Here is a 26,785-nt window from a genome sequence, read left to right as displayed (position 1 = left end):
CGATGCCGCGAGCGCGGGGACCGGCCAGGGCAGCGTCTTCACCCTGCGCCTGCCGCTGCTGGAACACGCGCTGGTCGACACGCCGGCCGCGGCAGCCCCGGCGCGGACGGCGCCGGCCACCGTGCTGCTGGTCGAGGACAACGAGGATGCGCGCCGCATGCTGGCGGCGCACCTGGAGGCATCGGGGTACAGCGTGCTGGAAGCGGACAACGGCATCGACGGCCTGGCGCTGGCCCATGAAGCCCGGCCCGGGCTGGCGATCCTGGACATCGGCCTGCCCGGCCTGGACGGCTACCAGCTGGCGGCGCGCCTGCGCGCCGACGCCGCCACGCGGCCGATGCGCCTGATCGCCCTGACCGGCTACGGCCAGGCGAGCGACCGCGAACGCGCGCTGGAGGCGGGCTTCGACGCCCACCTGGTCAAGCCGGTCAAGTTCGACGAACTGGCCAGGGAGCTGGCCGGCGCCTGAACCCGCGGCCCGCTATCCATTACCCCTTGCGCGGCAGCAGGTCGCGCACCACCGCGTTCAGGCGCTCGACCGACACCGGCTTGCCGAGATGGGCCGAGAAGCCCGCCGCGCGCGCGCGCGCAATGTCGGCGTCGCGCCGCATGCCGGTGATGGCGATCGCCGGCAGGCTTGCGCACTTCGGCAGCGCGCGCACCATGCCCAGGAATTCGTAGCCGTCGATCTCCGGCATCGAGATGTCCGAGATCAGGAGGTCGACGTCTTCCTGTTCGAGGATCGCCAGGCCGCCTTTGGCGCTGGAGGCCTCGAACACGGTGGCGCCGCTCATCTCGAGCAGCGACTTGAACACCATCAGCATGTCTTCCATGTCGTCGACCACCAGGATGCGCAGCCCGGCCAGGTCGTCCGATGCCGCCTCGCCGCCGCCGCACGGCGCCGCCTTGTTTTCGAACAGCGGCAGCCAGACCGAGAAGCGCGCGCCCTTGCCCACGCCTTCCGAAGCGACGTCGACCCGGCCGCCGTGCAGGGCCACGATCTCGCGCACCAGCGCCAGGCCGATGCCCAGGCCGCCCTTGGAGCGCGTGGTCACCGACATGCTCTGGCCGTACATGTCGAACACGTGCGGCAGGAAGGACGGGGCGATGCCCTGGCCGCTGTCGATCACGTCGATGCGCAGCGCTTCTTCCTCGCGCTCCAGGTGGACTTCGATGCATCCGCCGCCGGGAGTGAACTTGATCGCATTGCTGAGCAGGTTCATCACCACCTGCTCGATGCGCACCACGTCGGCCAGCACCGGCATGCCGTCGGCGCCGCCGGTGAGCTCGATGCGCAGGCCCTTGGCCGCCGGATCGTTGCGCGCGGCGTCGACCACGCCCTGCAGCAGCGTGTCGAGCACCACCGGCGCCATGGTCAGCGACAGCTTGCCGGTGCGCACGCGCGACATGTCCATCAGGTCGTCGATGATCTTGGTCTGGCTCATGACCGAACTGCGGATGATCGTGGCTGCGCGCATGAAGTTGGGCGACTGGCGCAACTCTGGCATGCGCGAGAGCAGTTCGACGTTAATGTGAATCATATTGAGCGGATGGCGCAGCTCGTGCGACATCACGGCCAGGAACTCGTCCTTCAGCGCCGCCGCGCTTTCGGCGTCGGAACGCACCGTCTGCTCGTGGGACAGCGCCTGCTCGCGTTCCTTGCCCTGGCGCTCGCGCGCGGTCTCGTCGCGCGCGATCTTGGCGTAGCCATAGAATTCGCTGTTGCGCAGCGGCGTGGTGACGCCGCTGCAGTAGAAGCGGCTGCCGTCCTTGCGCAGGTGCCAGCGTTCGTCCTCGGCGCGGCCGTCCTCGCGCGCGCGGCGCAGTTCATCCTCGGGCACGCCGGCGGCGATATCCTCGGGCACGAACAGGCGGTCCAGATTCTGGCCCTGCATTTCGTCCGCCGTGTAGCCGAACAACGTCTCGGCGCCCTTGTTCCAGCTGGTGACGCGGCCCTCCTCGTCCATCGTGATGATGGCGTAGTCCTTGGCGCTTTCGGCCACCATGCGCATGCGCGCCTCGCTGGCGCGCGCCTGTTCCTCGGCATGGCGGCGCGCCGTGATGTCGAAGAAGGTCATCACCGCGCCTTCGATGCGGTCTTCGTTGGTGCGATAGGGCAGCAGGCGCACGATGTAACAGCGGCCGTCGTTGCTGCGCACTTCGCGCTCGACCAGGCGCAGCGTGTCGAAGGTGGCGCTGACGTCCTCGGCCAGCTGGTCGTAGTCGAGCTTATGGGTCAGGTCGAGCAGCGAGCGGCCGACGTCGGTCGCGATGATCGAGAACAGGTCGACGGCGCGCGACGTGAAGCGCTTGATGCGCAGGCCACTGTCGACAAAGATGGTGGCGATGTCGGTCGAGGCGATCAGGTTGTTCAGGTCGTCGTTGGCCTTGCCGGTTTCCTCGACCTTGACCTTGAGCTCGAAATTGACCGTCACCAGCTCTTCGTTCACCGATTGCAGCTCTTCCTTGCTGGTTTCGAGTTCCTCAGCGGCCGAGCGCAGCTCTTCGTTGATGGCCTGCAGCTCTTCGTTCGAGGCGCGCAGCTCTTCGGTGGAGATCTCGGAATACTCGATCGTCTCCTGCAACTGCTCGCGCTTGCGCTGCAGCTCGGCCTCGAGCTGGGACAGGACCACGTCGTGGCTGCCGTCCGGACGCGGCGGCTGCGCGCCGTCCGGCCCTTCCTCGACCCGGTTGAACAGCACCAGCAGGTAGTCGGTTTCGGACTCCTCGTCGCGGAAGGCGCGCACCGTGGCCGCCACCGCGCCCTGCGCCTCGCCGCCGGCCAGTTCGATCGGCCGGCATTCGACGCTGCCGCCGTTCTGCGCCACCTGGTACATGGCCGAGCGCAGCTCCAGGCGCAGTTCGGGCAGCACCAGCGTCAGCAGGTTGCGCGACGGTTCGCCGCCGCCCATGCGCAGGTACTGGCCGGCCTGCTCCGACACATAGACCAGGTTGCCCTCGCGGTCGACCACGACCGACGGCGGGGCGAACTGGGCCAGCGCGCGCTGGTGCATCTCGGCATAGGTGCTGGCGCGCCTGCCGGGCAGCTTGGGCCGGCTGACTTCCGGCAGGCGCACCCCGTACAGGGCCGAGGACGGATTCTGGTAATGCAGCTGGCGCCCGGTGGTGCGCGCGCGGTAGATGCGATTCTTCTTGTCGACCGGGATGAAATAGTCGGCCACCGACTCGGCCGACTCGGACGAACCGAGGAACAGGTAGCCGCCGGGCTTGAGCGCGAAATGGAAGGTCTGCAGCACCCGCATCTGCACGTCGCGGTTCAGGTAGATCAGCAGGTTGCGGCAGCTGACCAGGTCGAGCCGCGAGAACGGCGGGTCGCGCAGCAGGTTGTGCGAGGCGAACAGGATGCGGTCGCGCAGCGACTTGCGGATGCGGTAGCGGCTGTCCTCGCGCTTGAAATACTGGCGCAGGCGGCTGGGCGCGACGTCGGTGATGATCGAACCCGGATAGGTGCCGGCGCGCGCGGCGTCGATCGCATGGTCGTCGATGTCCGAGGCGAACACCTGGAACGCCGGCGGCGTTTCCATCAGCGCGGCCTGGTCGGCCATCAGCATCGCCAGCGAATACGCCTCTTCGCCGCTGGCGCAGGCCGCGACCCAGGCGCGCACCTCGTCGCCGGCGGCGCGGTCCTTGAACAGCTCGGGCATGATGTCGCGCTCGAGCGAATCGAAGGCTTCGCGGTCGCGGAAAAAGTTGGTCACGCCGATCAGCATGTCGTCGAGCAGCGCCTTGTTCTCGCCGACGTCGCCGCGCAGCAGGTCGCGGTAGTCGGGCAAGGTGCGCATCTGGCGCACCTGCATGCGCCGCTCGATGCGGCGCAGCACGGTGGCGCGCTTGTAATGGCGGAAATCGTGGCCGGTGCGGGTCAGCAGCGAGGCGATGATCTCCTGCAGCGCCTCTTCGGTGCCGGCTTCCAGCTCGGCCGGCGTGGCGGCATGCTCGATCGGCGCTTCGAGGTTGCCCGGCGGCGGCAGTTCGATGCGCTTGGCGTTGTCCCACAGGTCGACCAGCTTCTGCGGCATCTCGACCACGGGCATGACGAAGTCGACCGCACCGGTACCGATCGCGGCCACCGGCATGCCGTCGTGTTCCGCGTCGTCCGGCAATTGCACGATGGTGACGCCGCCCTGCTCCTTGACCCGCGACAGGCCCACGGCGCCGTCGGAGCCGGTGCCGGACAGCACGATCGCGACCGAGCGCTCGCGGTGCACCTGGGCCAGGGTGCGGAAGAACAGGTCGATCGCCACGTGCTGGCCGCGCGGACGCTGCAGCTCCTCGACGATCAGGAGGCCGTCCATCATCGTCAGGTGCACGTTGGGCGCGATCACGTAGACGTGGCCGGGTTCGATCTGGACCCGCGAGGTCACCTGCACCACCGGCATGCGGGTGGCGCGCTGGAGGATCGATGCGGCCGAGCTCGGATGCCTGGGCGACAGGTGCAGGATGACGACGAAGGCCATCTCGTGGGACGACGGCATGTTCTCGAACAGGCGCTGCAGGGCGGGCAGGCCACCGGCCGAGGCGCCTATCCCGACCACCGGGAAATGGAGGTTGCTGGGAACGATGTCCGGCTCGGTGGGCAGGGCACTGGTGGCGACGGCGGGATCGGACATCTCAAGGCTCAATGATGTAGTTGTGTGGGAGTCTAGTCGATCCGCCATGCCTTTTGGACGAAATGTAAGAAAAAAACTTAATTCCCACACAACCAAATTCGCACGATTGTGCTTGCCGGCGTTGCCATGCACGCAGGACCCGCCGCAGCCAGCCTTTCATTCTTCGCGCCAAGCCATTCACCATGCATGCTGATCGATTCGGCATGCCCGGGCGGAGCTTCGCCTGCCCGGCTTGTGCGGCGCCAAATCCAGCGCACGGCGACGGCGTACTTTGAATCGACGGGCCCGCCAGTTCGACGCAAGCCCTTGTTTATCAAGGAGAATTATCATGTGGCACACGCCTTATCGCATTGCCCTGTTCCTGCTGTCCTTCGCCGTGGCCGGCGCCGCCTGCGCCTACCCCGAGTACCGGGTGACGATCGTCGGTCCGCCCGGCAGCAGCGCCGCCGACATCAACCAGGCCGGCGCCGTGGCAGGCAGCTACCCGGTCGGCGGAACGAACCATGGCTTCATCAACCGCGGCAAGGGCCTGGTCAAGCTCGGCGCGCTGGGCAGCGCCAGCGGCGCGGTGGCCGTCAACGACAAGGGCGAGGTGCTCGGCAACTGGGTCGGCGCCGACGGCCGCTTGCGCGGCTTTATCTATTCCTGCGGCGCGCAGCGCGACATCGGCGTGATCGGCGCCGGCTCGATCTACAGCGACATCAACAACGCGGGCTTTACCATCGCCACCAGCTACGCCGACAGCGACCCGAGCGGCTACCTGCGCGCGCCGAACGGTCGCTTGACGGCCATCGGCCACCTGCCGGTCGAGCACCCGATCACCCAGGTCTACGCGCTCAACAACCGCAACCAGGTCGCCGGCAAGTCGGGGCCGCTGGAATTCCCGGAGCAGCCCTACCGCGCCATCATCTGGACCAGGGGCACGCTGCGCGACCTGGGCGACTTCGGCGTGACGCCCAACAGCGCCAATGCCATCAACGACCGCGGCCAGGCCACGGGCTTCGCCTCGGTCACGACCGGCGGCCCGCACGACCGCGTGGCCTATTTGTACAGCAACGGCCGGCTGCTCAATATCGACGACGCCAACGCTCCCGGACAGACCTACAGCGAAGGAACGGGCATCAATAACCACGGCCACATCGTCGGCAACCACCAGCAACTGCAAGGCTTCGTCTGGCGCGGCAAGCGGATGCAGAGCCTGAACGCGCTGGTCGATCCGAAGCTGGGCTGGAACATCGGCGCGCCCGAAGCCATCAACGACGCCGGCCAGATCGCCGCCACCGCCGTCCGCGCGGGCGTGCAATATGCGATCCGGCTCGACCTGATCCGGCCGCACGGCCTGGCGGCGCCGCTGCCGGACGCCGGCCAGGCGGCCGAACTGGCCGCCGTCGCGACGCCTTCGGCGCAGGCGGCGGCGCTGGCGCGGGCCGAGGCCGAAGCGCAGGCGCGCGAACTCGTGCAGCCGGTCGCGCAATGAGGCCCCTACTCTCATCCATCGAGGAGATCGTCATGTACCTGCATCATCGCGTGTCGCTGGTCCTGCTGTCGTTCACCGTGGCCGGCGCTGCCAGCGCCTATCCCGAGTACCGGGTGACGGTGGTCGGCCCGGCCGGCAGCTGGGTCTACGGCATCAACAACGCCGGCGTGGTGGTCGGCGACTATGCCGCAGGCGGCGACCGACGGCGCGCCTTCCTCAACCGCGGCAAGGGCCTGGTCGACCTGGGCGCCCTGACGGGCGTGTGGAGTTCGGCCAGCGGCATCAACGACCGGGGCGAGGTGGTCGGCAACTGGCGCAGCGCCGACGGGCGCCAGCGCGGCTTCATCTACGCCTGTGGCAAGGCGCGCGACATCGGCACGATTCCCGGCAAGGTCACCGGCTACAGCGACATCAACGACGCCGGCTACATCACCGCCTCGGGCCGCAATCCGGCCACCGGTGAAACGCTCGGCTACCTGCGCGCGCCGAACGGCGCCTTCACGCACCTGGGTGCGATCGACTGGGACGGCAACGGCGCGCCGGAAACCGTTCCCGCCGCGCTCAACAACCGCAACCAGATCACCGGCCGGTCCGGGCGCTTCAATTCCCCGGAGCCGGGATACCGCGCCTTCGTCTGGAAGAACGGCGCGATCCGCGACCTGGGCGACCTGGGCTCCACGCCCAACCTCGGACTCGCGATCAACGACCGCGGCCAGATCACCGGCCAGGCCTTCCTGCCGGCTGGACCGCGCGACAGCGTCGCCTTCCTGTACAGCCATGGGCGCATGGCCGGCATCGACGACCGCCCGGCGACCGAGTACAGGTTCAGCGCCGGCGCCGGCATCAACAACCGCGGCCACGTGGTCGGCACCAGCGACCACCTGTCGGGCTTCATCTGGCGCGGCAAGCGCATGGAGAGCCTCAACGCGCTGATCGATCCGGCATCGGGCTGGGACATCGGCAACCCGGTCGCCATCAACGACGCCGGACAGATCGCGGCCGTCGCCTCCCGCGACGGCGTGCGCTACGCGGTGCGCCTGGACCTGATCCGTCCACACACCAACCCGGCGCCGGCGCTGGAGCCCGAGGCCCGGGCCGAGCTGCTGGCCTTCCCGGCGTCGCCGGCCCTGGAGGCGGCGCTGGCCAAGGCCGAGGCGCAGGCCCAGGAACGCGAGGTGGCGCGGCCGGTTACGCAGTAAGTTTTCCATGGTGAAGCTGTTGGCGCGCGAGGCGCCGAAGTGCGCCAACCGGTGACGGCGTGGATCCGATGCGGCCCGCATCGCTTCGGCGCTCTTCCCCCAAAAGGGGATCGGCATGCATTTGCGTCATCGCCTGTCCGTTCGTTCAAACTTACGCAAAGCTACCCATAGTTAACTTCGCTGTTGAATTCCTGCTTCACAGGGGCTGGTTTCGCCTTGCACTTGACGCGCGAGGCCAGCGCCTGCCCCTCCACAGGCCGATGCGGTAGAACTCACCGCCATGTTTTTCAGGTTGATTGCCGCGTTGACGTCCCGGCCGTGCGGTGCGTCACAACCAGGGCAACGCCAATGGCGCACCGTCAGTGGGAGCACATCCATCCGGTAGCCACAGCACGAGCATGTCTTGCTGCTCGGGTACCAGCGATCCACCACGACGACCTGACCGCCGCGCCGCGTCGCCTTGTACTCCAACTGGCGGCGCAGCTCACCAAATCCCATGTCAGCGATCGCCCGGGCCAGGCAACGGTTTCCGAGCATGCCCTTCACGTTCAGGTCTTCGATACCAATGGTGTGGAAATGGCGGGTGATATAGGTGCTCAATTGATGCAGGCCATTGCGCCTCAGATCGGCAATCCGGGCGTATAGCCGGCCAAGCTTGGTTTTCGCCTTTGCACGATTGCGCGACCCTTTGACTTTGCGTGAAACCTCGCGCGACAGGCGTTGCAGACGCGCGAGCAGTGTGCCCAACGCTTTTGGGCCGGTAAAGATTTCACCGGTCGACAGCGTGGCCAGCGCCGAGACACCGAGGTCGACTCCCACCGCGCCTTGGGTTTCGGCTGAAGGTTGAAGTTGATCCTTGATGTCAACGGTTATGCTCGCATGCCAGTGATCGGCAATCCGGCTGATCGAGGCCGAGACGATGCGCCCGAAGAAACGCAGGGATTCGTGCATGCGGACCCATCCCAGTATTGGAATGTGGATGCGCTTCTCCTCGACACGGAACTGGTCATTGCTTAATGTAAATCGATCGTCACGGCCCTTGCGGCGAAAGGTGGGATAGCGAGCACGCCCTTTGAAGAAATTTTCGAATGCTCGCCCCAACTGCATGATCGCCATCTGCGGTGCGTTCTTGGTCACTTCTAGCATCCAGGGGAATTGCTCACGCTTGATCGCGTTGAGCTGGCGTCGCAATGCGGCCTCATTTGGCTTGTCCACCGCCGGGTCGACCTTGCTTGCCTCGTACTGCCGCCTCCATTGGACCAAGGCCCAGTTATAGGCGAAACGTGCAGTACCGGCGGCACGCGCCAAGTATGTCGCCTGGACATTGTTCGGATCGAGTCGGATGCGATGGGCTAGAAACATTGCGACTCCTTGGCTGCTGCACACGCCAACGATCAGCTTCTGGTTGCGGTGAATGCGGCTTCCATAGAGACATGCCTAGAAGACGGTGATGATCTTGAGCACATCGCTTGCCAGCTCTTCTTCGAAATTGATGTCCTCGCCTTGGTTGATGATGACCACGTCGATTTGTCTTGCCTGGCACATGGAAAATATCAGCTCCGCGCCAAAACGCAGCAGTCGATCCTTGTGCGTCAAGACCAAGCGCCCAACCTCATCTTCGACAATCACGCCGAGCAAAAATTTCAAGCCTTTCTTGCGATAGTTCATGCCCGACCCAAGGTCGGCAATCATATTTAATCAAGACTGGACACTTTCATCTGCACCGATGGTCCCTGCGGCTTCGGCCCTGGCAGCCTTGACCCGCCCGAGCGCGGTTTCCGGGTCCAGGCCGGCCATGATCAGGTTGATGATTTCCTGCTTGTCTTCCTGCCCGATCCACTCGCAGTCCTTGCGGTGCGAGCAGAAATAGGCATACCAGGAGACATCGGCCGGGCGCTCCTTGCGCGGCTTCAGGCGGGCCGGCACGGCGGCGCGCTGCGCGCTGGCGAACGCCGGCAGTTGCGCGTCGGCGCCCGACCAGTCGAATGCGGCGGCGGCGCGCCGGTCGGCTTCCCAATCGCCGTCGTATCCCTTGGCCGGCAGCATGCTTTCCTGGTCGACCGCGAGACTCGACAGCCTGGGCCAGGCATGGGCGGCGCAATAGGCGTCGACGAAGCGCAGCTTCATGCCGATGCCGATCGGGACCGCCCTGCCGAGCACCGCATCCTTCGGGTACAGCGAGCGCGCCAGCGTCAGCAAATCCTTGAAGCCGATCGGCACGCCCTGCCCCGATCTCGCGTGGTGCGCCAGCGCTTCGTAGACGCGCACGCCGACCTCGATGTCATTGACGGTGATTTGCTGCTCTGCTCTTGCGTTGCCGCTCATGCGCCTTCTCGGGACGGGTGGTCGATGGGCATCATTATGCATGAGTGCGACCTCGACCTCTCTCGGCTCAGCGCTTGACCGTGCGCCCAAGGAAGTCGCGCATCAGGCGCGCGATCTGCTCGCCGTCCTCTTCCAGCGCGAAGTGGCCGGCGTCGAGCAGGTGCAGCCGGGCCTTGGGCAGGTCGCGCAGATAGGGGGTGGCGCCTTCCGCCGGAAAGATCTTGTCGTTCTTGCCCCAGACGATGAGCATCGGCGGCTGGTGCTTGCGGAAATACGTCTGACACGGCGCGCGTAGAATTCGAGGATGCTAAAGCGATCCTGTTCCAGTGCAGACAGGATGATCGAGGTAATGAGGTAGCCGGAGATGACGAAAAAGATGTCTACCCCGATGAAACCGCCGGGAAGATAGGTTGGCCGGCCGTGATACAGCACGACTGCAATGACTGCTACCGCGCGCAAGCCGTCGATGTCGGGACGGTAGTCGGTGAGTTTCTGATGACGGGATGCCGCTGCAGTGTTCACGCCCCCTCCGCTCGTTCAAGTTGACAGGCAAGCAAGCTATGTGATGCTTACATATCTGAACGTGAGCGGGAATCGATTTGAACGGGCTTTAATGACAATCAAAGTGCTCGCTACTGTGGCAATTTCTCAGAGCACATTAACCCGACTAACCAGGAATTTTCGTTTTCTCAAAAACGACGGAAAAATAAAAAAGGCTTACGCGGAAAGTTCGCATAAGCCTTGTTTATATTGGTAGGCCTCCCGTGAGTCGAACACGGCACCAACGGATTATGAGTCCGCTGCTCTAACCAAGCATGAGCTAGAGGCCCAGAAACTGGTACGGTGGAAAGTGAACTCGCCACCTGCTCACCGGCTGGACACCAGATGAGCGAAGTGGCGAGAGCATATTGCCTTTACTGCCAGTACGTCAAGCCTTCACGACCAATCAGCTGCTGCCCTCGAGGAAGCTCTTCAGCTTGTCCGAGCGCGACGGGTGACGCAGCTTGCGCAGCGCCTTCGCCTCGATCTGGCGAATCCGCTCGCGGGTCACGTCGAACTGCTTGCCCACTTCTTCCAGCGTGTGGTCGGTCGACATCTCGATGCCGAAGCGCATGCGCAGCACCTTGGCTTCGCGTGGCGTCAGCGAGTCGAGCACGTCCTTCACCACGCCGCGCATCGAGGCGTGCAGGGCCGCATCCGACGGCGCCAGGGTGTTGTTGTCCTCGATAAAATCGCCCAGATGCGAATCGTCGTCGTCACCGATCGGCGTTTCCATGGAGATTGGCTCTTTCGCAATCTTCATGATCTTGCGAATCTTATCTTCCGGCATTTCCATCTTGATCGCGAGGGTCGCCGGATCCGGTTCGGCGCCGGTCTCTTGCAGGATCTGGCGCGAGATCCGGTTCATCTTGTTGATCGTTTCGATCATGTGCACCGGAATACGGATCGTGCGCGCCTGGTCCGCGATCGAGCGGGTAATCGCCTGGCGAATCCACCACGTTGCGTACGTCGAGAATTTATAGCCGCGACGGTATTCGAACTTGTCCACCGCCTTCATCAGGCCGATATTGCCTTCCTGGATCAGGTCGAGGAATTGCAGGCCGCGGTTGGTGTACTTCTTGGCAATCGAAATCACCAGACGCAAGTTCGCCTCGGTCATTTCGCGCTTGGCCTTGCGGGCCTTCATTTCACCAGCCGCCATTTGACGGTTGATGTTGCGCAGGTCTGGCAATGGCAGCACGACGCGCGCCTGCAGGTCGATCAGGCGTTGCTGCAGTTCCTTGATCGTCGGGATATTACGGCCCAGGATGGCGCTATAGGCGTGGCCGGCGTCCACTTCGCCGTCGACCCATTCCAGGTTCGTCTCGTTGCCCGGGAAGACCTTGATGAAGTGGGCGCGCGGCATGCCGCAGCGGTTCACCGCGACGTCGAGGATCTGCTTCTCGATGTGGCGCACTTCGTCGACCTGGCCGCGCAAGGTGTCGCACAGCTTCTCGACCACCTTGGCCGTGAAACGGATGCCCAGCAGCTCGTTCGAGATCGCTTCTTGCGCCTTGACGTAGGCTTTCGAGTTGTAGCCGTCCTTCTCGAAGGCCTTGCGCATCTTGTCGAATTGCTGGCCGATCTCGTCGAACTTGCCGAGGGCGGCGGCTTTCAGGGCCTCGAGCTGCTCGGCCGAGTAGCCCGCGGCGGCGCCGGTGCCGGTCGAGGCTTCCTCTTCCTCTTCCTCTTCTTCGGCGTCCTCTTCGTCTTCTTCCTCCTCGTCGGAATCGGTCGAGGCTGGGGCGACCGCGCTCGGCGAGGTTTCTTCGCCTTCTTCGGGGTCGACCATGCCATCGACGATCTCGTCGATCTTGATTTCGTCGCGCTCGATCTTGTTGGCGGCGTCGATGATCTCGGCAATGGTCACCGGGCAGGCGGAAATCGCCTGGATCATGTCCTTCAGGCCATCCTCGATGCGTTTCGCGATCTCGATCTCGCCTTCGCGCGTGAGCAGCTCGACCGAGCCCATCTCGCGCATATACATGCGGACCGGGTCGGTGGTGCGGCCGAAGTCGGAGTCGACCGTCGACAGCGCAGCCTCGGCGGCAGCCTCGGCTTCGTCGTCGCTCGTGACGTTCGGAACGTTATCCGACAGCAGCAGCGTCTCGGCATCGGGTGCGTGCTCGTACACGGCGATGCCCATGTCGTTGAAGGTGCCGATGATGCCTTCGATCGCTTCCGGATCGACGATATTCTCGGGCAGGTGGTCGTTGATCTCGGAATACGTGAGGAAGCCGCGCTCCTTGCCCGACTTGATCAGGGCCTTGAGCTTGTTGCGGCGCAGCTCCAGCTCTTCCTCGCTGGCCTCGGTATCGGACGAGAACGCATCTTTCAACAGCGCTTTTTCTTTGGCCTTGCGGTCCTTGGCCTTGGCCTTGTCGGCCGCCTTCAGCTCGGCGCGCTCGACCGCGTTCAGCGCGGCGATCTCGTCGTTCTCGGGGGTGAATTCTTTCGGCTTGCGGCCACGCCGTCCCGGCACCTTGACGGAAGGCAGGACGTAGCCCGACGTGTCGATCGCGGCCAGGGTAGCCGCATCGGTCGTCTGGCTGACAGGCGCTGGGTTCGCCGTACGAACCTCGGCCTTGTCTTGCGAATTGTCCGCCTTGGCGGCAGACGCTCTCGTGGTTTTCGCAGCCACGTTGGTTTCGGGTTTCTTGGTTGGCACAGGCGCTTTCGATGTCACAACGACTAACTTTACGATGGTTAAAAATAAAGTTTTGTTACCTTACATCATCCTGCAGGCACAAATCCATGGGCCTCGCTAACTGAAACACCACGCGTCCGATTGAACCGAAAATCGTTTCAACAGTTGCAATAGTTAGCGTTTTATTATAGCACGCACCCCACCTTTTTCCAGTTGCGAGCGCCTGGGCGTCCAGGGCGGAGCCAGGTGATCATCGGGGTGCCATCTCGGCAGCAGCCTCGCGGGCCAGAAGGTCCTGCTGAGCGACAATCTCGCGGTAGCGAGCACTCACCTGATCTGGGGTCAATCCAGAAGAAAACAACTGGTTAAGCTCCTGTTTTAACGAATCCATCTTGATCTGTCGCACAGAACTTAACAGAACAATGCGGTCTCCATCGACCTCATTTTCCGGCTCCGCCGCGATTTCAGCGATCATCGCGTCGTATTCATTCGTCACTTCCCTGAGCTGCTGGGACAGGGCCGCGAAGGTGCCGTGTTCGCCCAGCGCCTGCGCGGTCTCGACCAGGTGGCGCAGGCGATCGGAACTTTCTTCTCCAAAATAATCGAAGGCCTGCAGCGCCTGCTCGTCGAGCAGCAGGGCCAGGTGCGGGTGCGCGACCAGGATGCGCAGCATCTTGAGTTCGAGCCCCACCGGCTCCGGCCGTCCCTGGCGCGGCGGCGCGCGGCGCGCGGTCGCCACCGGCTTGGACAACTCGAACAGGCTTTCGATCTCCGCCGGCGTCGATTGGGTCATGCTGGCCAGGCCGCGCACGATCTGCAGGCGCAGGCTCGACGGCGTCATCGCCTGCAGCAGCGGCTTGGCCTCGAACTGGGCGTGGGCGCGCCCTTCCGGCGTGTCGAGGTCATGTTCCTGCGTCACTTCGCGCAGCAGGAATTGCGACAGCGGCATCGCGTCGGCAATTTCTTGCTCGAAGGCTTCGGCCCCGCGCTCACGCACGAAGCTGTCCGGATCGTGCTCCTGTGGCAAGAACAGGAACTTGATCGTCTTGTCGTCGCTCACCTGCGGCAGGCAGGCCTCGAGGGCACGGCGCGCGGCGCGGCGGCCGGCCTTGTCGCCGTCGAAGCTGAAGATCACGTCGTCGGTCTGGCGCAGCAGTTTTTGCACGTGGGTCGTGGTGCAGGCGGTGCCCAGGGTGGCGACTGCTTGCGGAAAGCCCAACTGGGCCAGCGCAACGACGTCCATATAGCCTTCGGTCACCAGCACGTAGCCGGCGTCGCGGATCGCCTGGCGCGCCTCGAACAGGCCGTACAGTTCGAGGCCTTTCTGGAACAGCGGTGTTTCGGGCGAGTTCAGGTATTTCGGTTCGCCGCCGTCGAGCACCCGGCCGCCGAAGCCGATCACCTGGCCCTTGGTATTGCGGATCGGGAACATCACGCGCTCGCGGAAGCGGTCGTAGCGGCGCTGGTGATTGCCCTGCTCGTCGACCTTGTCGATCACCAGGCCGGATTCGACCAGCACGTGGGCGTCGTAGTCGGGGAAGATCGCGCGCAGGCTGTCCCAGCCGGACGGCGCGTAGCCCATGCCGAAGCGAGCGGCCACTTCGCCCGTCAGCCCCCGGTTCTTGAGGTAGGCGATGGCGCTCGGCGCATCCCGCAACTGGGCGCGGTAAAAATTGCAGGCCTGGGTCAGCGCATCGGTCATGGCCAGCGTCTGCGCCTGCTGGGCGGCGCGCTGGGCCGGCGGGATACGGTCGTCGGCGTCGGGCACGATCATGCCGACGTTCTGGGCCAGGTCCTTGACGGCGTCGACGAAGCCCATGCCCGAATACTCGATCAGGAAGCCGATCGCGGTGCCGTGGGCGCCGCAGCCGAAGCAGTGATAGAACTGCTTGGTCGGGCTGACCGTGAAGCTGGGGGATTTTTCGTTATGGAATGGGCACAGGCCCATGAAGTTGGCCCCGCCCTTTTTCAGCTGGACGTAGCGGCCGACGATGTCGACGATGTCGACACGGTTGAGCAAATCGGTAATGAAAGTTTGCGGAATCACTTGGCGTTACACAGTGTTTGTCTAGGGTCAGACTATACCGCAGCGCTTGCTGCAAATTGATATGCAACAAGATGATGTCCCCGCACGGTAGCGCGCGGGGACATCATGTGGCTTATCGATCAAGCGCCGGCGAGGGCCTTCTTGACGAGGCTTGATACGACGGTCATGTCGGCACGGCCTGCCAGCTTCGGCTTGAGCACGCCCATCAGCTTGCCCATGTCTTGCGGACCGCTGGCGCCGGTGGCGGCCACGGCGGCGGCGACTTCGGCGGCGATTTCTTCGTCAGACAGGCCGGCAGGCATATAGGTCGACAGGATGGCCATCTCGGCCTTCTCGACGTCGGCCAGGTCGGCGCGGCCGCCGGCTTCGAACTGGGTGATCGAATCCTTGCGCTGCTTGATCATCTTTTCGATCACGGCCAGCACCTGGGTGTCGTCCAGCTGGGTCTGCTCGTCGAGTTCCTTGCGCTTGACTTCGGCGATGATCAGGCGCACGGCGGCCAGGCGGCCGCTTTCCTTGGCGCGCATCGCGGCTTTCATGTCTTCGGTCAGTTGTTCTTTCAAGCTCATGGAATCTCCGTATTCGGTGGTGTGACTGGATGTGCGACGCCACTGACGAGACCGTCTGTGGCGTGGCACAAACGACAAAACCCGCTGCGGCGAAACCGAAGCGGGTTTGCGGACATCAGCGACTCGCCGGGACAGACATGGCCGTCACCGGGTCTTGGCCGGCTGAGCTGTAATTAGTACAGTTTCTTCGGCAGTTGCTGGCTGCGGATACGCTTGTAGTGGCGCTTCACGGCAGCTGCCAGCTTGCGCTTGCGCTCTGCGGTTGGCTTTTCGTAGAACTCGCGTGCGCGCAGTTCCGTCAGCAGACCAGTTTTTTCGATGGTGCGTTTGAAGCGACGCATTGCGACTTCGAACGGCTCGTTTTCTTTAAGGCGGATAGTGGTCATGTAAAAATCAAACCGTTGGATTTAGATAAGAACGAAATTCTAGCACCGTTTTTCGATCAATGGAAGCGTTTATCACGCCGTCAACTGCGGTGTGCCGCAATTGACACATCAGCCATTGGCAATGGCCAAGCCTGCCGCGACGCCCGATGCCCAGGCCCACTGGAAGTTGTAGCCGCCCAGCCAGCCGGTGACGTCGACCGTTTCGCCGATGAAGTACAAACCCGGCGCCTTACTGGCCATCATGGTCTGCTGCGACAATTCCCTGGTATCGACGCCGCCCAGGGTCACCTCGGCCTTGCGATACCCTTCCGAGCCGGTCGGCACGATGGACCAGCGATTGATCGCATCCCCCAGCTTGCGCAATTTCGCGTCGGCCATATCGGGCAAGCGCGCGGCTGGGTCGAAGCCATTGGCCGTCAGCAAGCCGTCGGCCAGGCGCGCCGGCAGCCATTGGGCCAGCACATTGCCCAGCTGCTTTTTCTCGGTCTTCTTCAGGCCAATCAAAGTCTCCGCCACGTCCATCTCGGGCAGCAGGTCGAGCACGATCGGCGTGCCCGGCTGCCAGTAGCTGGAAATCTGCAGGATCGCCGGGCCGGACAGGCCGCGGTGCGTGAACAGCAAGTCTTCGCGGAAATGGCCGCGCAAGCTCCCCTTCCCTTTCGCGCTGCCCGTGCTCACCTCGACCTCGAGCGCAATGCCGGCCAGCGGCACGAAGGGCTCCCAGCTGGGGCCGTCGAAGGTCAGCGGCACCAGGCCGGGACGGGTTTCCACCAGTTTCAGGTCGAACTGTTTTGCGATGCGGTAGCCCAGGTCGGTCGCGCCGATCTTCGGGATCGACAGGCCGCCGGTGGCCACCACCACGCTATCGACCAGCAGTTCGCCGCCGTCGGTGTCGATGGAAAAACCGGTCTCCAGTTTTTGCACGCCGGCCACCTTGCATGGCATACGCCATTCGACGCCGCCCAGTTCGCACTCGGCACGCAGCATGGCGATGATCTGCTCGGCCGAATCGTTGCAGAACAATTGACCCTTGTGCTTTTCGTGGTGGGCGATGCGGTATTTCTTCACCAGCGCCAGGAAGTCCTGGGCCGTGTAGCGCGACAGCGCGCTCTTGCAGAAGTGCGGATTCTGCGACAGGTAATTTTGCGGGCCGGCATTGATATTGGTGAAATTGCAGCGGCCGCCGCCCGAGATGCGGATTTTCTCGGCGAGTTTAACGGCATGGTCGATCAGCACCACGCGCTTGCCGTTCTGGGCGGCCACGGCCGCGCACATCATCCCGGCCGCGCCCGCGCCGATCACCGCTACATCGTATTGTTTTGCCATGCCTGCTGCTTCCCGCCGTCCGTCGAACCCGCCATTGTAATCCCAGCGGCGGGTCCCGGTCAGCAGCTACTCGACAGGCTGACTGCGCGCGCGGATCTTGCGCGACACTTCCACGCAATACGCCACCTGGGTCGCGATCGAGGCCGGCACCGGCACCTCGCCGCGCAGCGCGGCGCCGATCCAGGCCGCGGTGGTGGCCGCATCCCGGCCATCGGGCACCTCGGACAATGCGTCGGTCGGCGCATCGCGCTCGACCAGCAGCGCGCGCTGGCCGGCATGGAACCAGTCGATGCGCTGGGCGCGGTGCGGGTGGGCCACGGTCTCGCCCTCGGTGCCGCGCATCAGGAAGGCGTCACCCTGGGTTTCACTGTCCACACCTTCGAAGAAGCCGCCCAGGGTTTCCAGGTATTCGGGATGGGTGTACGACACCAGGCGCAGCGCCGGGCCGTCGAAGGGCTGCAGGATCTTGACCAGGGTGTGGGTCGAGTTGCGCACGCCCAGCACCCGCCGCAGCGACAGCATATGGGCCAGCCGCGGGGCCAGGTGCTCGATCGGCATGAAGGCCGGACGCAGGTGAGCGAACTCGTTCTGCACCTCGGCGGCGGTGGTTGCTTCAATCAGCCCCAATTCACGCAGGATCTCGGCGGTGGCCACGCGCCCCGGGTCGGTGCGCACGCCGTGCACCAGGGTCGGCACGCCCTCGCGCGCCAGCAGCAGGGCCAGCAGCGGCGTCAGGTTGGCCAGCTTGCGCGCGCCGTTATAGGTCGGGATCAGGACCGGGGCGAACTCGCCGCGCGGCGTGGGCAGCGGCGCGAACGAGGCGCTAGCGGCGTCCATGAAGCCGGCCAGCTCGTCCACGGACTCGCCCTTGATGCGCATGGCGAGCAGGATGGCGCCCAGTTCCAGGTCCGAGACCCGGCCTTCCAGCATGGCGGCGTAGAGCGCGCGCGCATCCTCGTGCGTCATGCTGCGCGCGCCTTTGACGCCGCGGCCGATTTCCTTGATGAAGGGGGCCGCGACAAAGCGTTCGATGTCATTCGTGTCGGTAGTCATGGCAAAAGGATACACGGGAACGGGACTGGCCTGCAGCACAGGGCGGCGCCGGGGCATGGTTTTTGCGAGATCGCTTGTGCACGTGCAGCAATTTCCGTCTACACTGGCCGATCCACCTGAAGAATTGTAGACAGCATCATGACCAGCACGCCACAAATCGAAAATACCAACGTCAGCTCGTTCACCCGGATGCCTACGCCGGTCGAACTGCATGCGGCCCTGCCGCTGAGCGAGCGCGCCTATGCGACCGTCATGGGTGGCCGCGAGACGCTGCGCAATATCCTCGACCGCAAGGACAAGCGCCTGTTCGTCGTGGTCGGCCCCTGCTCGATCCACGACCCCGAAGCCGGCCTCGACTATGCGCGCCGCCTGAAAGCGCTGCAGGACGAAGTCAGCGACACCATGGTGCTGGTGATGCGCGTGTATTTCGAGAAGCCGCGCACTACCACCGGCTGGAAGGGCTATATCAACGATCCCTTCATGGACGACTCGTTCCGCGTCGACGTCGGCATGGAACGCGCACGCCGCTTCCTGCTCGACGTGTGCGAGCTGGGCTTGCCGACCGCGACCGAGGCGCTGGACCCGATTTCTCCGCAATACCTGGGCGACCTGATCGCCTGGACCGCGATCGGCGCGCGCACCACCGAATCGCAGACCCACCGCGAGATGTCGTCCGGCCTGTCCACGCCGGTGGGCTTCAAGAACGGCACCGACGGCGACGTCAGCATCGCGATCAATGCGGTGCTGTCTTCGGCCAATCCGCACGCCTTCCTGGGCATCAATGGTCAAGGCTCGGTATCGGTCGTGCGCACCAGCGGCAATGCCTACGGCCACGTCGTGCTGCGCGGCGGCGGCGGGCGGCCGAACTACGATTCGGTGTCGGTGGCGATTGCCGAGCAGGCACTGACCAAGGCCAAGTTGCCGGCCAACCTGGTGGTCGACTGCTCGCATGCGAACAGCTACAAGAAGCCGGAACTGCAGCCGCTCGTCATGTCGGACGTGATCCAGCAGATTCGCCATGGCAATCAATCGCTGGTGGGCGTGATGATCGAGTCGAATATCGTCAGCGGCAACCAGGCGATTCCCGCCGACCTGTCGCAGCTGACCTATGGCTGCTCGGTGACCGATGGCTGCATCGGCTGGGAAGAGACCGAGAGCATGTTGCGTCAGGCGCACAAGGAGTTATTGCAGCGTCCGTGAATTCGAACGAACCGTACGGTAAAATCGACGGTTCTGCCTAATTCACACTGCTCCTCCCATGATCGTTCTCGGCGTCGAATCCTCCTGCGATGAAACCGGCTTTGCTCTGTATGACACCGAGCGCGGCCTGCTGTCCCACGCCCTGCACTCGCAGGTCGCCATGCACGAGGAGTATGGCGGCGTGGTGCCCGAACTCGCTTCGCGCGACCATATCCGGCGCGCCATTCCACTCTTGGACGAAGTCCTGAAGCGCGCCGACCTGCCGGCATCGAACATCGACGCCATCGCCTATACGCAAGGTCCGGGCCTGGCCGGCGCCCTGCTGGTCGGCTCCTCGGTCGCCTGCAGCCTGGGGCTGGCGCTCGATAAACCCGTGCTCGGCGTGCACCACCTCGAAGGCCACCTGTTGTCGCCGCTGCTGGCGTCGGAGCGCCCGGAATTCCCCTTCCTCGCGCTGCTGGTCTCGGGCGGGCATACCCAGCTGATGCGGGTCGACGGCGTCGGCAGCTATACGCTGCTGGGCGAGACCCTGGACGACGCGGCCGGCGAAGCCTTCGACAAATCGGCCAAGCTGCTGGGCCTGGGCTACCCGGGCGGGCCGGCAATTTCGCGCCTGGCGGAGTTCGGCGATCCGACCGCCTATACCCTGCCGCGCCCCATGCTCCACAGCAAGGATTTCAATTTCAGCTTTTCGGGCCTGAAGACCGCCGTGCTCACCGTGGTCAAGAACCACGAAGAAAAAGTCGTCGCCAATATCTGCGAGCAGGACAAGGCGAACATCGCGCGCGGCTTCGTCGATGCGATCGTCGACGTGCTCACCGCGAAATGCGTGAATGCGATGAAGCATACGGGCCTGAAGCGCCTCGTGATCGCGGGCGGCGTCGGCGCCAACAAGCAATTGCGCGAATCGCTCAACGCGGCCGCCGCCAGGCGCAAGTTCAAGGTGTATTACCCGGAGCTGGAATTCTGCACCGATAACGGCGCCATGATCGCCTTCGCCGGCGCCATGCGCCTTGAGCGCAACCCGGCGCTGGCCCAGCGCGACTATGCCTTCACGGTGCGCCCGCGCTGGCCGCTGGACGAGCTGGAAGCTGCATGAATAGCAAGGGAATCGCTCGAATTCGCCATTGAACTTGCCAGCCTGACATCGATCCTACCGTGTGACCGTTGCTCGCCAAACGGTGGCAATATCCGTCGATCAAGATTTACGGAGGTGAACGATGCGCGTAGTAAGCTGGAATATTCGTTGGGGTTGTGGCAAGGACGGTCGAATTCGCATCCACGCGATCATCGACGTGCTGCGCCGGCTGAACCCCGATGTGATCTGCCTGCAGGAGGTGGCCGCCAACCACCCCGAGCTCGAGGGCAGCGCCAGCGCCAACCAGTTCAAGCAGCTCAGCGGCGCATTCGGCGGCTACCACGCGATGGAGCACGCCCCGAGTGAAATCTACAAGAACAACGTTCCGCGCCTGTTCGGCAACCTGATCCTCTCCAAATACCGTATCTCGCAGGTGCACCGCCACCTGTTGCCCTGGCCGGCCGATCCGGAGCACCCGGCCGGCATGCCGCGCGGCCTGCTCGAAACCGTGGTCGATGCGCCGACCGGCAAGTTGCGCCTGCTGACCACCCATCTCGAGTACTATTCGCCGCCGCAGCGCATGGCGCAAGTGGCGCGCATTCGCGAGCTGCATGCCGAGGCCTGCGCCCGCTCGCGTTTGTTCCAGCCCGATCCGAATCTCGATGCGCCGTTCCAGCTGGGCTTCCGGCCTGGCTCGGCGATTCTTTGCGGCGACTTCAATTTCGCGCCGGATGCGCCGGATTACCAGGCGCTCCTGGGCGCGCCGGAACCCGGCGCGCTGCCGCTGGTGGACGCATGGCGCGTGGTGCACGGCGACATGGCGCGCGCACCGACCACCGGGCTGCACGGTTTCCCGTGGCCCGAGCGGCCCGAGTGCTATGACTATTTTTTCGTCACCGACGACTTGGCGTCGCGCTTGAGCTCGCTCGACGTGCAGTCGGAGACGGCGGCGTCGGATCATCAGCCGGTGGTGCTGGAACTGACCTGATCGATGGACACCGTGGGGTCGCGGCTGTGCCGCCGACCCCACGCCTGAATCACGCCGTGGCTTCCGGCTCGAGCCCCGGAATCTCGCGCAGCGCCCGCTCGAACACTTCCGGCGGCTGGCCGCCGGAAATCAAGTGGCGCTGGTTGATGATGATCGCCGGCACCGACTTGACGCCGGCGCGCTGGAAGAATTGTTCGCGCGTGCGCACGTCTTCCGCATATTCATTGGAGCCCAGGATGATGGCTGCCCGCTCACGGTCCAGGCCGACGCTTTCGGCCGTGCGCAGCAGCACCTCGTGGTTGCTCGGGTCTTCGCAGCGGGTGAAATAGGCTTCCAGCAGCGCGGTCTTGAGCTGGCGCTGCATGCCCTCGTCCTCGGCCCAGGCCAGCAGGCGGTGGGCGTCGAAGGTGTTGTAGATGCGGCCGCGCCGCTCCATGTCGAAGGTAAAACCGACGGCGGCGCCGCGTGCGCGGATCGTCTCGCGGGTGGCCGCTTGCTGCTCGGCCGTGGCGCCATATTTCTGCGTCACGTGCTCGACGATGTCCTGGCCGTCCGGGCCCATGTCGGGGTTCAGTTCGAAGGGCTGGAAATGCAGGTCGACGCGCACTTCGTCGCCGACCTTCAACAAGGCCTGTTCCAGCGATTTCAGGCCGATCGCGCACCAGGGGCACGAGACGTCCGACACAAAATCGATCCTGAGTTGCTTGCTCACGGGGTACCACCTTTCTGTCCGGCGCGGCGCGGGTGCGCCGCTGTTCAAGACGCATGGTAACGCCTGCAAGAAAATCCGGCGCGCGGCGGCCCGTTTCGCTTACTTGGCTTTCTTGGCCCCGGCCGACTTGCTGCCGATTTTCGATTCCTTGCCGGCGATGAGGTTGCCGATATTGCTGCTGTGACGCCACAGCAGCAGCGCGCTCATCACGAACACGGCGAACAGGATCGGATCGACGCCGAACAGCAGGCCGTAGTAGAACGGCGCGAAGATCGAGGCGACCAGGGCCGCCAGCGAGGAATAGCGGAAGGCGTAGGCGACGATCAGCCAGGTCGCCAGGGTCGCCAGGCCGAGCCATGGATTGATGCCGAGCAGGACGCCCAGCGCGGTGGCCACGCCCTTGCCGCCCACGAAGCGGAAGAACACCGGCCACAGGTGGCCGATGAAGACGGCGATCGCGACCAGGGCGATGCCGGTGTCATCCAGGCCGACATCGGGGCCGAAGCGCATCGCCAGCCAGACCGCCAGCCAGCCCTTGGCGGCGTCGCCGACCAGGGTGGCGATCGCGGCCTTCTTGCTGCCGCTGCGCAGCACATTGGTGGCGCCGGGGTTCTTGGAGCCATAGGTGCGCGGATCGGACAGGCCGAAGACGCGGCTCATCACGACCGCGAAGGAAATCGAGCCGAGCAAATAGGCGGCAATGGTGGCAATCAGGGTGTTCATCTAATCTCTCAGTGGGTTCCGGCCGATGTCATTACCGGAAATCGGTCGTGAATATACACCATCGGCCGCTGGTGGGAAAAGCTACTCGGCCAGGGCGCACTGCACCGGACGCGCCTTCAGCACGTCGACCAGCACCTTCGGGTCGATGCCGACCAGGTAGCCGCGGCGTCCACCATTGATGTAGATCTTGTCCAGCGCCAGGATACTTTCCTCGACGTAGACCGGCATCGCCTTGCGGATGCCGAAGGGCGAGGTGCCGCCGACCAGATACCCTGAGTGGCGCTGCGCGACGTCCGGCTTGCACGGCTCGACCGACTTGCAGGGAATGGCGCGCGCCAGGTTCTTGGTCGACACCTTGCAGTCGCCATGCATCAGCACGATGAGCGGCTTGGCGGCCTCGTCCTGCATCACCAGGGTCTTGACCACGTCGTGTTCGGGCACGCCGAGCGCGCTCGAGGACACCGCCGTGCCGCCATGCTCTTCGTACTCATAAGGATGCTCGGAAAATGCGACGGCATGCTTGCGCAGGAATTGGGTGGCGGGTGTCTCTGAGACGTGCTCTTTCTTGGCCATGCGTGTTACGCTAAAGACGAACAATAGGGGTTTCTATTATGCAGGAAGAACTTCGGTTTGCCACCTTCAACACTTTCAACCTGGCCCCGCCCGGCGCCCGCCTGTACGACAATCTCGCGCCCACCACGGCCGCCGAGTACGAGGCCAAGCTCGACTGGACCGCACACCAGCTCGACCTGATCAATGCCGACGTGATCGGCTTCCAGGAGATCTTTTCGCAAAGCGTGCTGAAGGAAGTGCTGCGGCGCAGCCGGCGCTATCGCGACGCCCACCACATCGGCTTCGATCCCGACCCGGCCGCCCCGCGCCTGACCCCGAGCGTGGCCCTGGTCTCGCGCCTGCCGCTGGCCGAGCCCGGATCGCAGCTGCCGATGTTCCCGGCTAACGTCACGATGCCGCCCGGCAGCCGCGACCCGGACCGCTTCACCCGCGCACCGCTGCATGCGGGCGTGATCGCGGCGCCGGGGGTGGTGATCGACGTGATCGTGGTCCATCTCAAGTCGCGCCGGCCCGACTACCGTTCGAGCGACAGCGGCGCCGACCCGCACCTGTATGCGCTGGCCTGCCTGCGCTCGCTGATCCGGCGCGGCACCGAGGCCACCGCGCTGCGCGTGCTCTTGACCGACATGGCCCACGCCAACCGCCGCCCGCGCATCGTGCTGGGCGACTTCAACGACGTGGCCGATTCGGTGACCACCGAGATCGTGCTGGGCGAAGGCACGCCGGTCGGCGAGCGCATGTTCGACGCCAGCCAGGTGCAGCGCCGGCTCGACCACCAGCGCCACGTCGGCTTCTCGATCCTGCACGACACGCGCCATTCGACCATCGACCACATCCTGGTGTCGCCCGAATTCAACCCGGCGCTACCAGGCGCGATCGGGGAGGTGGTGGACGTGGTGTACCTGAACGATCACCTGAATCTGGCGCTGCCCGAGGCGTCGGATCATGGGCAGGTGCTGGCCAGGGTACGGTTGTTCGGGCAACGTGATTTGACGTGACCGCAACGTATCAGCCAGGATGCGGTGACAAGTCGGGTGTCGCCATGGCCGCGCTGGCATAAAACCCCTGGTAGTCGTCACAGCCATGCCGGCGCAGGAAGTCCAGCTGCTCGGCCGTCTCCACGCCCTCTCCCACTACCCGCAAGCCCAGGCTGCGCGCCACCGAAATGATGGCCGGCACCATGGCCGCATCGACCGGGTCGTGCCCGACGTTGCCCACATAGCTGCGGTCGATCTTGAGCTTGGTGAGCGGGAAGCGGCGCAGCGCCTCCAGGCTCGACAGGCCGGTGCCGAAGCGGTCGATGCTCAGCTGCACGCCACGTGCGCGCAGCGCCATCGCCGTCTCGAAAGCCGGCTCGCCGCGCACCAGCGCCTCTTCGGCGATCTCGAGCTCGAGCGCTCCCGGCGCCAGGCCGGCGTCCTGCAAGGCGGCGTCGACCGCCGCCAGCAGCCCCGCATGCGCGAGCTGGGCGGCGGACAGGTTGACCGCGACCGTGACCGGAAACCCCGCATCGCCCCAGGCGCGCGCCTGGCGGCAGGCTTCCTTCAATACCCACTCGCCGATCGGGACGATCAGGCCGGATTCCTCGGCCACCGGCAAGAAGTGCTGCGGCAGCAGCAGGCCGCGCTCGGGATGGCGCCAGCGCAGCAAGGCCTCGACCGTGCCGACGCGGCCGCTTGCCACCTCGACCTCGGGCTGGTATTCGAGCACGAACTCATGGCTCTCGATCGCCTGGCGCAGCCGGTTCTCGAGCTCGACCCGCTCGATCACATGGGCGTTCATGGCCGGATCGAAGAAGCGGAAGGTGTCGCGTCCGTCCTGCTTGGCGTGGTACATCGCGACGTCGGCATGGTGCAGCAGGGCCTCCACCTCGTCGCCGTCGTCGGGGCACAGCGCGATGCCGATCGAGACCGACAGCGCCACCTGCTGCCCGCCAACGTCGATGGGCCGCGCCACCGCCTGGGTGACGGCGCCGGCCACGTGCGCGGCCTGGTCGGCGCCCTTGATGTCGGCCAGCAGCACCACGAATTCGTCGCCGCCCAGTCGGCTGATGGTGTCGACCCGGCGCACGCAGGCGCGCAGGCGCGCGGCGACCTCGCGCAGCACGGCGTCGCCGGCCTGGTGACCGTGGTGATCGTTGATCGGCTTGAATTTATCGAGGTCGAGGAACATCACGGCGCAGCGGTCGCGCTGGCGGCGCCAGGTGGCCAGCGCCTGATGCAGGCGGTCGAGGAACAGGATGCGGTTGGGCAGGCCGGTCAGGGCATCGTGCTCGGCCTGGTGCCGCACCTGCTCCTCGAGCCGCTTGCGCTCGCTGATGTCGGACAGCATCGCCATATAGCTGGACACGTCGCCGTGGGCGTCGCGGATCGCCGTCAAGGCCACCCGCACCGGATAGCGCTCGCCATTGCTGCGCACGCTGGCCAGTTCGCCTTCCCAGTGGTCCTGGCCGTCGAGTTCGGACCAGATGCGCTCGTAGAAGCCGTCGGCGGCATCCCAGCCCAGGCTGGCCAGCGACTGGCCGAGGATGTGCTCGGGGACGTGGCCGGTGATGCTGGTGAAGGCGCCGTTGACGGCGCGCACGCGGTAGTCGGCATCCATCATGATGATGGCGTCGCGCGCGTTCTGGAACACCTGGGCCGCCTGCGCCAGGTTGCTCTCGGCCTCTTTACGCGCCGTGATGTCGACTTCCATGCAGAAGATCTCTTGCATCACGCTGTCGTGCTTGACCGGGTAGTGGCAGGAATAGACCCAGTGGCGGCGGCCGGTGCGCGACTGCACCTGCCAGTCGCGCGCCGGCGGCGCGTGGCCGCTGCACCAGATCGCGGCGATCGCATCCGCGAACTCGGCCTGGCGGTCGAGGTGGCACACCAGCTCGCGGAAGGGCTTGCCGACCGCCTCGCCGGACGGAATGCCGTACAGTTCTTCGCTGGCGCGGTTCCAGAAACGGATGGTGCCGGCCTGGTCCATCGAATGCACGGCGACCGCCGGCGCCAGCTCGAGCGCCGTGACGAAATGGTGGAGCCAGCCGAAGGCTTCGGCCCCACCGTCGCCACGTCCCGGGAGGTCGCCTGCGGGACCGGCTTGCCCATCCCCGGCAAGTGGAGAATCGAGGGAGGGCGCGGCCGACGGCGCGGACGGGTGCGCCGCGGGATTCGGCGGTGGTTCGCTCACAGCAATGGCCTTTCGCTATGGAAACGACAATAAGCAGGTAGACAACACCGACATTGTCATGCCGTGGCGGGCCATGCCGTTTGCGAGCTCGCAAACGGCGGGCGGCACGCGCTTTGTCGCGCCATACCGCCATTCAC

Annotated in this window: 21 protein-coding genes, 1 tRNA gene and 2 pseudogenes; 7 read left to right on the top strand and 17 right to left on the bottom strand. The window is 65.0% G+C overall.

Going from position 1 to position 26,785, the window contains the following annotated elements; translation table 11 throughout:
- The first annotated feature begins 157 nt into the window (after positions 1-157).
- Complete coding sequence (locus LO55_RS26975; protein ID WP_083415583.1) at positions 158-469, top strand: response regulator; 312 nt, start codon at positions 158-160, stop codon at positions 467-469.
- 19 nt (positions 470-488) lie between these two features.
- Here LO55_RS26975 and LO55_RS10725 read toward each other — a convergent pair whose 3' ends face one another.
- Entirely contained in the window at positions 489-4,631 is a 4,143-nt protein-coding gene (locus tag LO55_RS10725) for a CheR family methyltransferase (RefSeq protein WP_071361448.1), read from the bottom strand.
- Between the two features lie 328 nt (positions 4,632-4,959).
- Here LO55_RS10725 and LO55_RS10720 point away from each other — a divergent pair, with 328 nt between their 5' ends.
- Positions 4,960-6,108 carry a hypothetical protein gene (locus tag LO55_RS10720; RefSeq protein WP_005665433.1) on the top strand — a complete coding sequence of 383 codons (1,149 nt, stop codon included), beginning with the start codon at positions 4,960-4,962 and terminating at the stop codon, positions 6,106-6,108.
- A 32-nt stretch (positions 6,109-6,140) separates the two neighbouring features.
- Positions 6,141-7,307, top strand: coding sequence for a hypothetical protein (locus LO55_RS10715; RefSeq protein WP_071361447.1), 1,167 nt, complete (start codon positions 6,141-6,143; stop codon positions 7,305-7,307).
- Between the two features lie 171 nt (positions 7,308-7,478).
- Here the strand turns inward: LO55_RS10715 and LO55_RS10710 are convergent, their stop codons facing one another.
- From LO55_RS10710 to ybiB, 12 genes and pseudogenes are all read right to left on the bottom strand, one after another.
- Complete coding sequence (locus tag LO55_RS10710) at positions 7,479-8,669, bottom strand: RNA-guided endonuclease InsQ/TnpB family protein (protein WP_071361446.1); 1,191 nt, start codon at positions 8,667-8,669, stop codon at positions 7,479-7,481.
- A gap of 78 nt (positions 8,670-8,747) precedes the next feature.
- Positions 8,748-8,999 (bottom strand): annotated as a pseudogene (locus LO55_RS10705) (recombinase family protein); the annotation flags it as partial.
- 6 nt (positions 9,000-9,005) lie between these two features.
- A complete protein-coding gene (locus tag LO55_RS10700) occupies positions 9,006-9,632 on the bottom strand; it encodes a hypothetical protein (protein WP_071361445.1) in 627 nt (208 codons plus the stop codon).
- A gap of 67 nt (positions 9,633-9,699) precedes the next feature.
- Positions 9,700-9,882 (bottom strand): alpha/beta fold hydrolase, encoded by a 183-nt coding sequence (locus LO55_RS26970; RefSeq protein WP_071361444.1) that lies wholly within the window; start codon positions 9,880-9,882, stop codon positions 9,700-9,702.
- 20 nt (positions 9,883-9,902) lie between these two features.
- A pseudogene (locus LO55_RS26965) lies at positions 9,903-10,154 on the bottom strand (acyltransferase family protein); the annotation flags it as partial.
- A gap of 229 nt (positions 10,155-10,383) precedes the next feature.
- Positions 10,384-10,462 (bottom strand) — tRNA-Ile (locus tag LO55_RS10690).
- Positions 10,463-10,578: 116 nt separating this feature from the next.
- The gene (rpoD, locus tag LO55_RS10685) at positions 10,579-12,840 is read right to left on the bottom strand and encodes an RNA polymerase sigma factor RpoD (protein WP_071361443.1); all 2,262 of its coding nucleotides are present in this window, start codon (positions 12,838-12,840) and stop codon (positions 10,579-10,581) included.
- Between the two features lie 229 nt (positions 12,841-13,069).
- A complete protein-coding gene (dnaG, locus tag LO55_RS10680; protein WP_071361442.1) occupies positions 13,070-14,866 on the bottom strand; it encodes a DNA primase in 1,797 nt (598 codons plus the stop codon).
- Positions 14,867-14,985: 119 nt separating this feature from the next.
- A complete protein-coding gene (locus LO55_RS10675; protein WP_071361441.1) occupies positions 14,986-15,435 on the bottom strand; it encodes a GatB/YqeY domain-containing protein in 450 nt (149 codons plus the stop codon).
- A gap of 173 nt (positions 15,436-15,608) precedes the next feature.
- On the bottom strand, positions 15,609-15,821 hold the full coding sequence (rpsU, locus tag LO55_RS10670; protein WP_005665410.1) for a 30S ribosomal protein S21: 213 nt from the start codon (positions 15,819-15,821) through the stop codon (positions 15,609-15,611).
- A gap of 108 nt (positions 15,822-15,929) precedes the next feature.
- A complete protein-coding gene (locus tag LO55_RS10665; RefSeq protein ID WP_071361440.1) occupies positions 15,930-17,147 on the bottom strand; it encodes a BaiN/RdsA family NAD(P)/FAD-dependent oxidoreductase in 1,218 nt (405 codons plus the stop codon).
- 66 nt (positions 17,148-17,213) lie between these two features.
- A complete protein-coding gene (gene ybiB / locus LO55_RS10660; RefSeq protein WP_071361439.1) occupies positions 17,214-18,200 on the bottom strand; it encodes a DNA-binding protein YbiB in 987 nt (328 codons plus the stop codon).
- A gap of 138 nt (positions 18,201-18,338) precedes the next feature.
- On the opposite strand from ybiB, the gene LO55_RS10655 reads away from it, so the two are divergent.
- The 3 genes from LO55_RS10655 (at position 18,339) to LO55_RS10645 (ending at position 21,466) form a co-directional block, all read left to right on the top strand.
- Positions 18,339-19,400, top strand: coding sequence for a 3-deoxy-7-phosphoheptulonate synthase (locus tag LO55_RS10655; RefSeq protein WP_071361438.1), 1,062 nt, complete (start codon positions 18,339-18,341; stop codon positions 19,398-19,400).
- Between the two features lie 58 nt (positions 19,401-19,458).
- Positions 19,459-20,499, top strand: a complete 1,041-nt coding sequence (gene tsaD, locus LO55_RS10650; protein WP_071361437.1) for a tRNA (adenosine(37)-N6)-threonylcarbamoyltransferase complex transferase subunit TsaD — start codon at positions 19,459-19,461, stop codon at positions 20,497-20,499.
- Between the two features lie 121 nt (positions 20,500-20,620).
- Positions 20,621-21,466, top strand: a complete 846-nt coding sequence (locus LO55_RS10645; RefSeq protein ID WP_071361436.1) for an endonuclease/exonuclease/phosphatase family protein — start codon at positions 20,621-20,623, stop codon at positions 21,464-21,466.
- Positions 21,467-21,515: 49 nt separating this feature from the next.
- On the opposite strand, the gene LO55_RS10640 is transcribed toward LO55_RS10645, so the two are convergent.
- The 3 genes from LO55_RS10640 to ybaK all read right to left on the bottom strand — a co-directional run bounded on the left by LO55_RS10640 (position 21,516) and on the right by ybaK (position 23,474).
- Positions 21,516-22,178, bottom strand: coding sequence for a DsbA family oxidoreductase (locus LO55_RS10640; RefSeq protein WP_071361435.1), 663 nt, complete (start codon positions 22,176-22,178; stop codon positions 21,516-21,518).
- A 99-nt stretch (positions 22,179-22,277) separates the two neighbouring features.
- Entirely contained in the window at positions 22,278-22,901 is a 624-nt protein-coding gene (gene plsY / locus LO55_RS10635; protein ID WP_071361434.1) for a glycerol-3-phosphate 1-O-acyltransferase PlsY, read from the bottom strand.
- An 81-nt stretch (positions 22,902-22,982) separates the two neighbouring features.
- The gene (gene ybaK / locus LO55_RS10630; RefSeq protein ID WP_005665396.1) at positions 22,983-23,474 is read right to left on the bottom strand and encodes a Cys-tRNA(Pro) deacylase; all 492 of its coding nucleotides are present in this window, start codon (positions 23,472-23,474) and stop codon (positions 22,983-22,985) included.
- A 38-nt stretch (positions 23,475-23,512) separates the two neighbouring features.
- On the opposite strand from ybaK, the gene LO55_RS10625 reads away from it, so the two are divergent.
- Positions 23,513-24,472: an endonuclease/exonuclease/phosphatase family protein gene (locus tag LO55_RS10625; protein WP_071361433.1), complete on the top strand. Its 960-nt coding sequence runs from the start codon at positions 23,513-23,515 to the stop codon at positions 24,470-24,472.
- Between the two features lie 10 nt (positions 24,473-24,482).
- Here the strand turns inward: LO55_RS10625 and LO55_RS10620 are convergent, their stop codons facing one another.
- Positions 24,483-26,648: a putative bifunctional diguanylate cyclase/phosphodiesterase gene (locus tag LO55_RS10620; protein ID WP_071361432.1), complete on the bottom strand. Its 2,166-nt coding sequence runs from the start codon at positions 26,646-26,648 to the stop codon at positions 24,483-24,485.
- Positions 26,649-26,785 lie beyond the last annotated feature (137 nt).

Origin of the sequence: Massilia timonae (genome assembly GCF_001866515.1) — a bacterium.
GTDB lineage: Bacteria > Pseudomonadota > Gammaproteobacteria > Burkholderiales > Burkholderiaceae_D > Telluria > Telluria timonae.
This window is presented reverse-complemented; position numbering and strand designations above follow the sequence as displayed.

Excerpts from the sequence above, each read along its gene's own strand:
- LO55_RS26975 (WP_083415583.1), top strand. The coding sequence starts at position 158 with ATGCTGGCGGCGCACCTGGAGGCATCGGGGTACAGCGTGCTGGAAGCG.
- LO55_RS10725 (WP_071361448.1), bottom strand. The coding sequence starts at position 4,631 with ATGTCCGATCCCGCCGTCGCCACCAGTGCCCTGCCCACCGAGCCGGAC.
- LO55_RS10720 (WP_005665433.1), top strand. The coding sequence starts at position 4,960 with ATGTGGCACACGCCTTATCGCATTGCCCTGTTCCTGCTGTCCTTCGCC.
- LO55_RS10715 (WP_071361447.1), top strand. The coding sequence starts at position 6,141 with ATGTACCTGCATCATCGCGTGTCGCTGGTCCTGCTGTCGTTCACCGTG.
- LO55_RS10710 (WP_071361446.1), bottom strand. The coding sequence starts at position 8,669 with ATGTTTCTAGCCCATCGCATCCGACTCGATCCGAACAATGTCCAGGCG.
- LO55_RS10700 (WP_071361445.1), bottom strand. The coding sequence starts at position 9,632 with ATGAGCGGCAACGCAAGAGCAGAGCAGCAAATCACCGTCAATGACATC.
- LO55_RS26970 (WP_071361444.1), bottom strand. The coding sequence starts at position 9,882 with ATGCTCATCGTCTGGGGCAAGAACGACAAGATCTTTCCGGCGGAAGGC.
- LO55_RS10675 (WP_071361441.1), bottom strand. The coding sequence starts at position 15,435 with ATGAGCTTGAAAGAACAACTGACCGAAGACATGAAAGCCGCGATGCGC.
- rpsU (WP_005665410.1), bottom strand. The coding sequence starts at position 15,821 with ATGACCACTATCCGCCTTAAAGAAAACGAGCCGTTCGAAGTCGCAATG.
- LO55_RS10665 (WP_071361440.1), bottom strand. The coding sequence starts at position 17,147 with ATGGCAAAACAATACGATGTAGCGGTGATCGGCGCGGGCGCGGCCGGG.
- ybiB (WP_071361439.1), bottom strand. The coding sequence starts at position 18,200 with ATGACTACCGACACGAATGACATCGAACGCTTTGTCGCGGCCCCCTTC.
- LO55_RS10655 (WP_071361438.1), top strand. The coding sequence starts at position 18,339 with ATGACCAGCACGCCACAAATCGAAAATACCAACGTCAGCTCGTTCACC.
- tsaD (WP_071361437.1), top strand. The coding sequence starts at position 19,459 with ATGATCGTTCTCGGCGTCGAATCCTCCTGCGATGAAACCGGCTTTGCT.
- LO55_RS10645 (WP_071361436.1), top strand. The coding sequence starts at position 20,621 with ATGCGCGTAGTAAGCTGGAATATTCGTTGGGGTTGTGGCAAGGACGGT.
- plsY (WP_071361434.1), bottom strand. The coding sequence starts at position 22,901 with ATGAACACCCTGATTGCCACCATTGCCGCCTATTTGCTCGGCTCGATT.
- ybaK (WP_005665396.1), bottom strand. The coding sequence starts at position 23,474 with ATGGCCAAGAAAGAGCACGTCTCAGAGACACCCGCCACCCAATTCCTG.
- LO55_RS10625 (WP_071361433.1), top strand. The coding sequence starts at position 23,513 with ATGCAGGAAGAACTTCGGTTTGCCACCTTCAACACTTTCAACCTGGCC.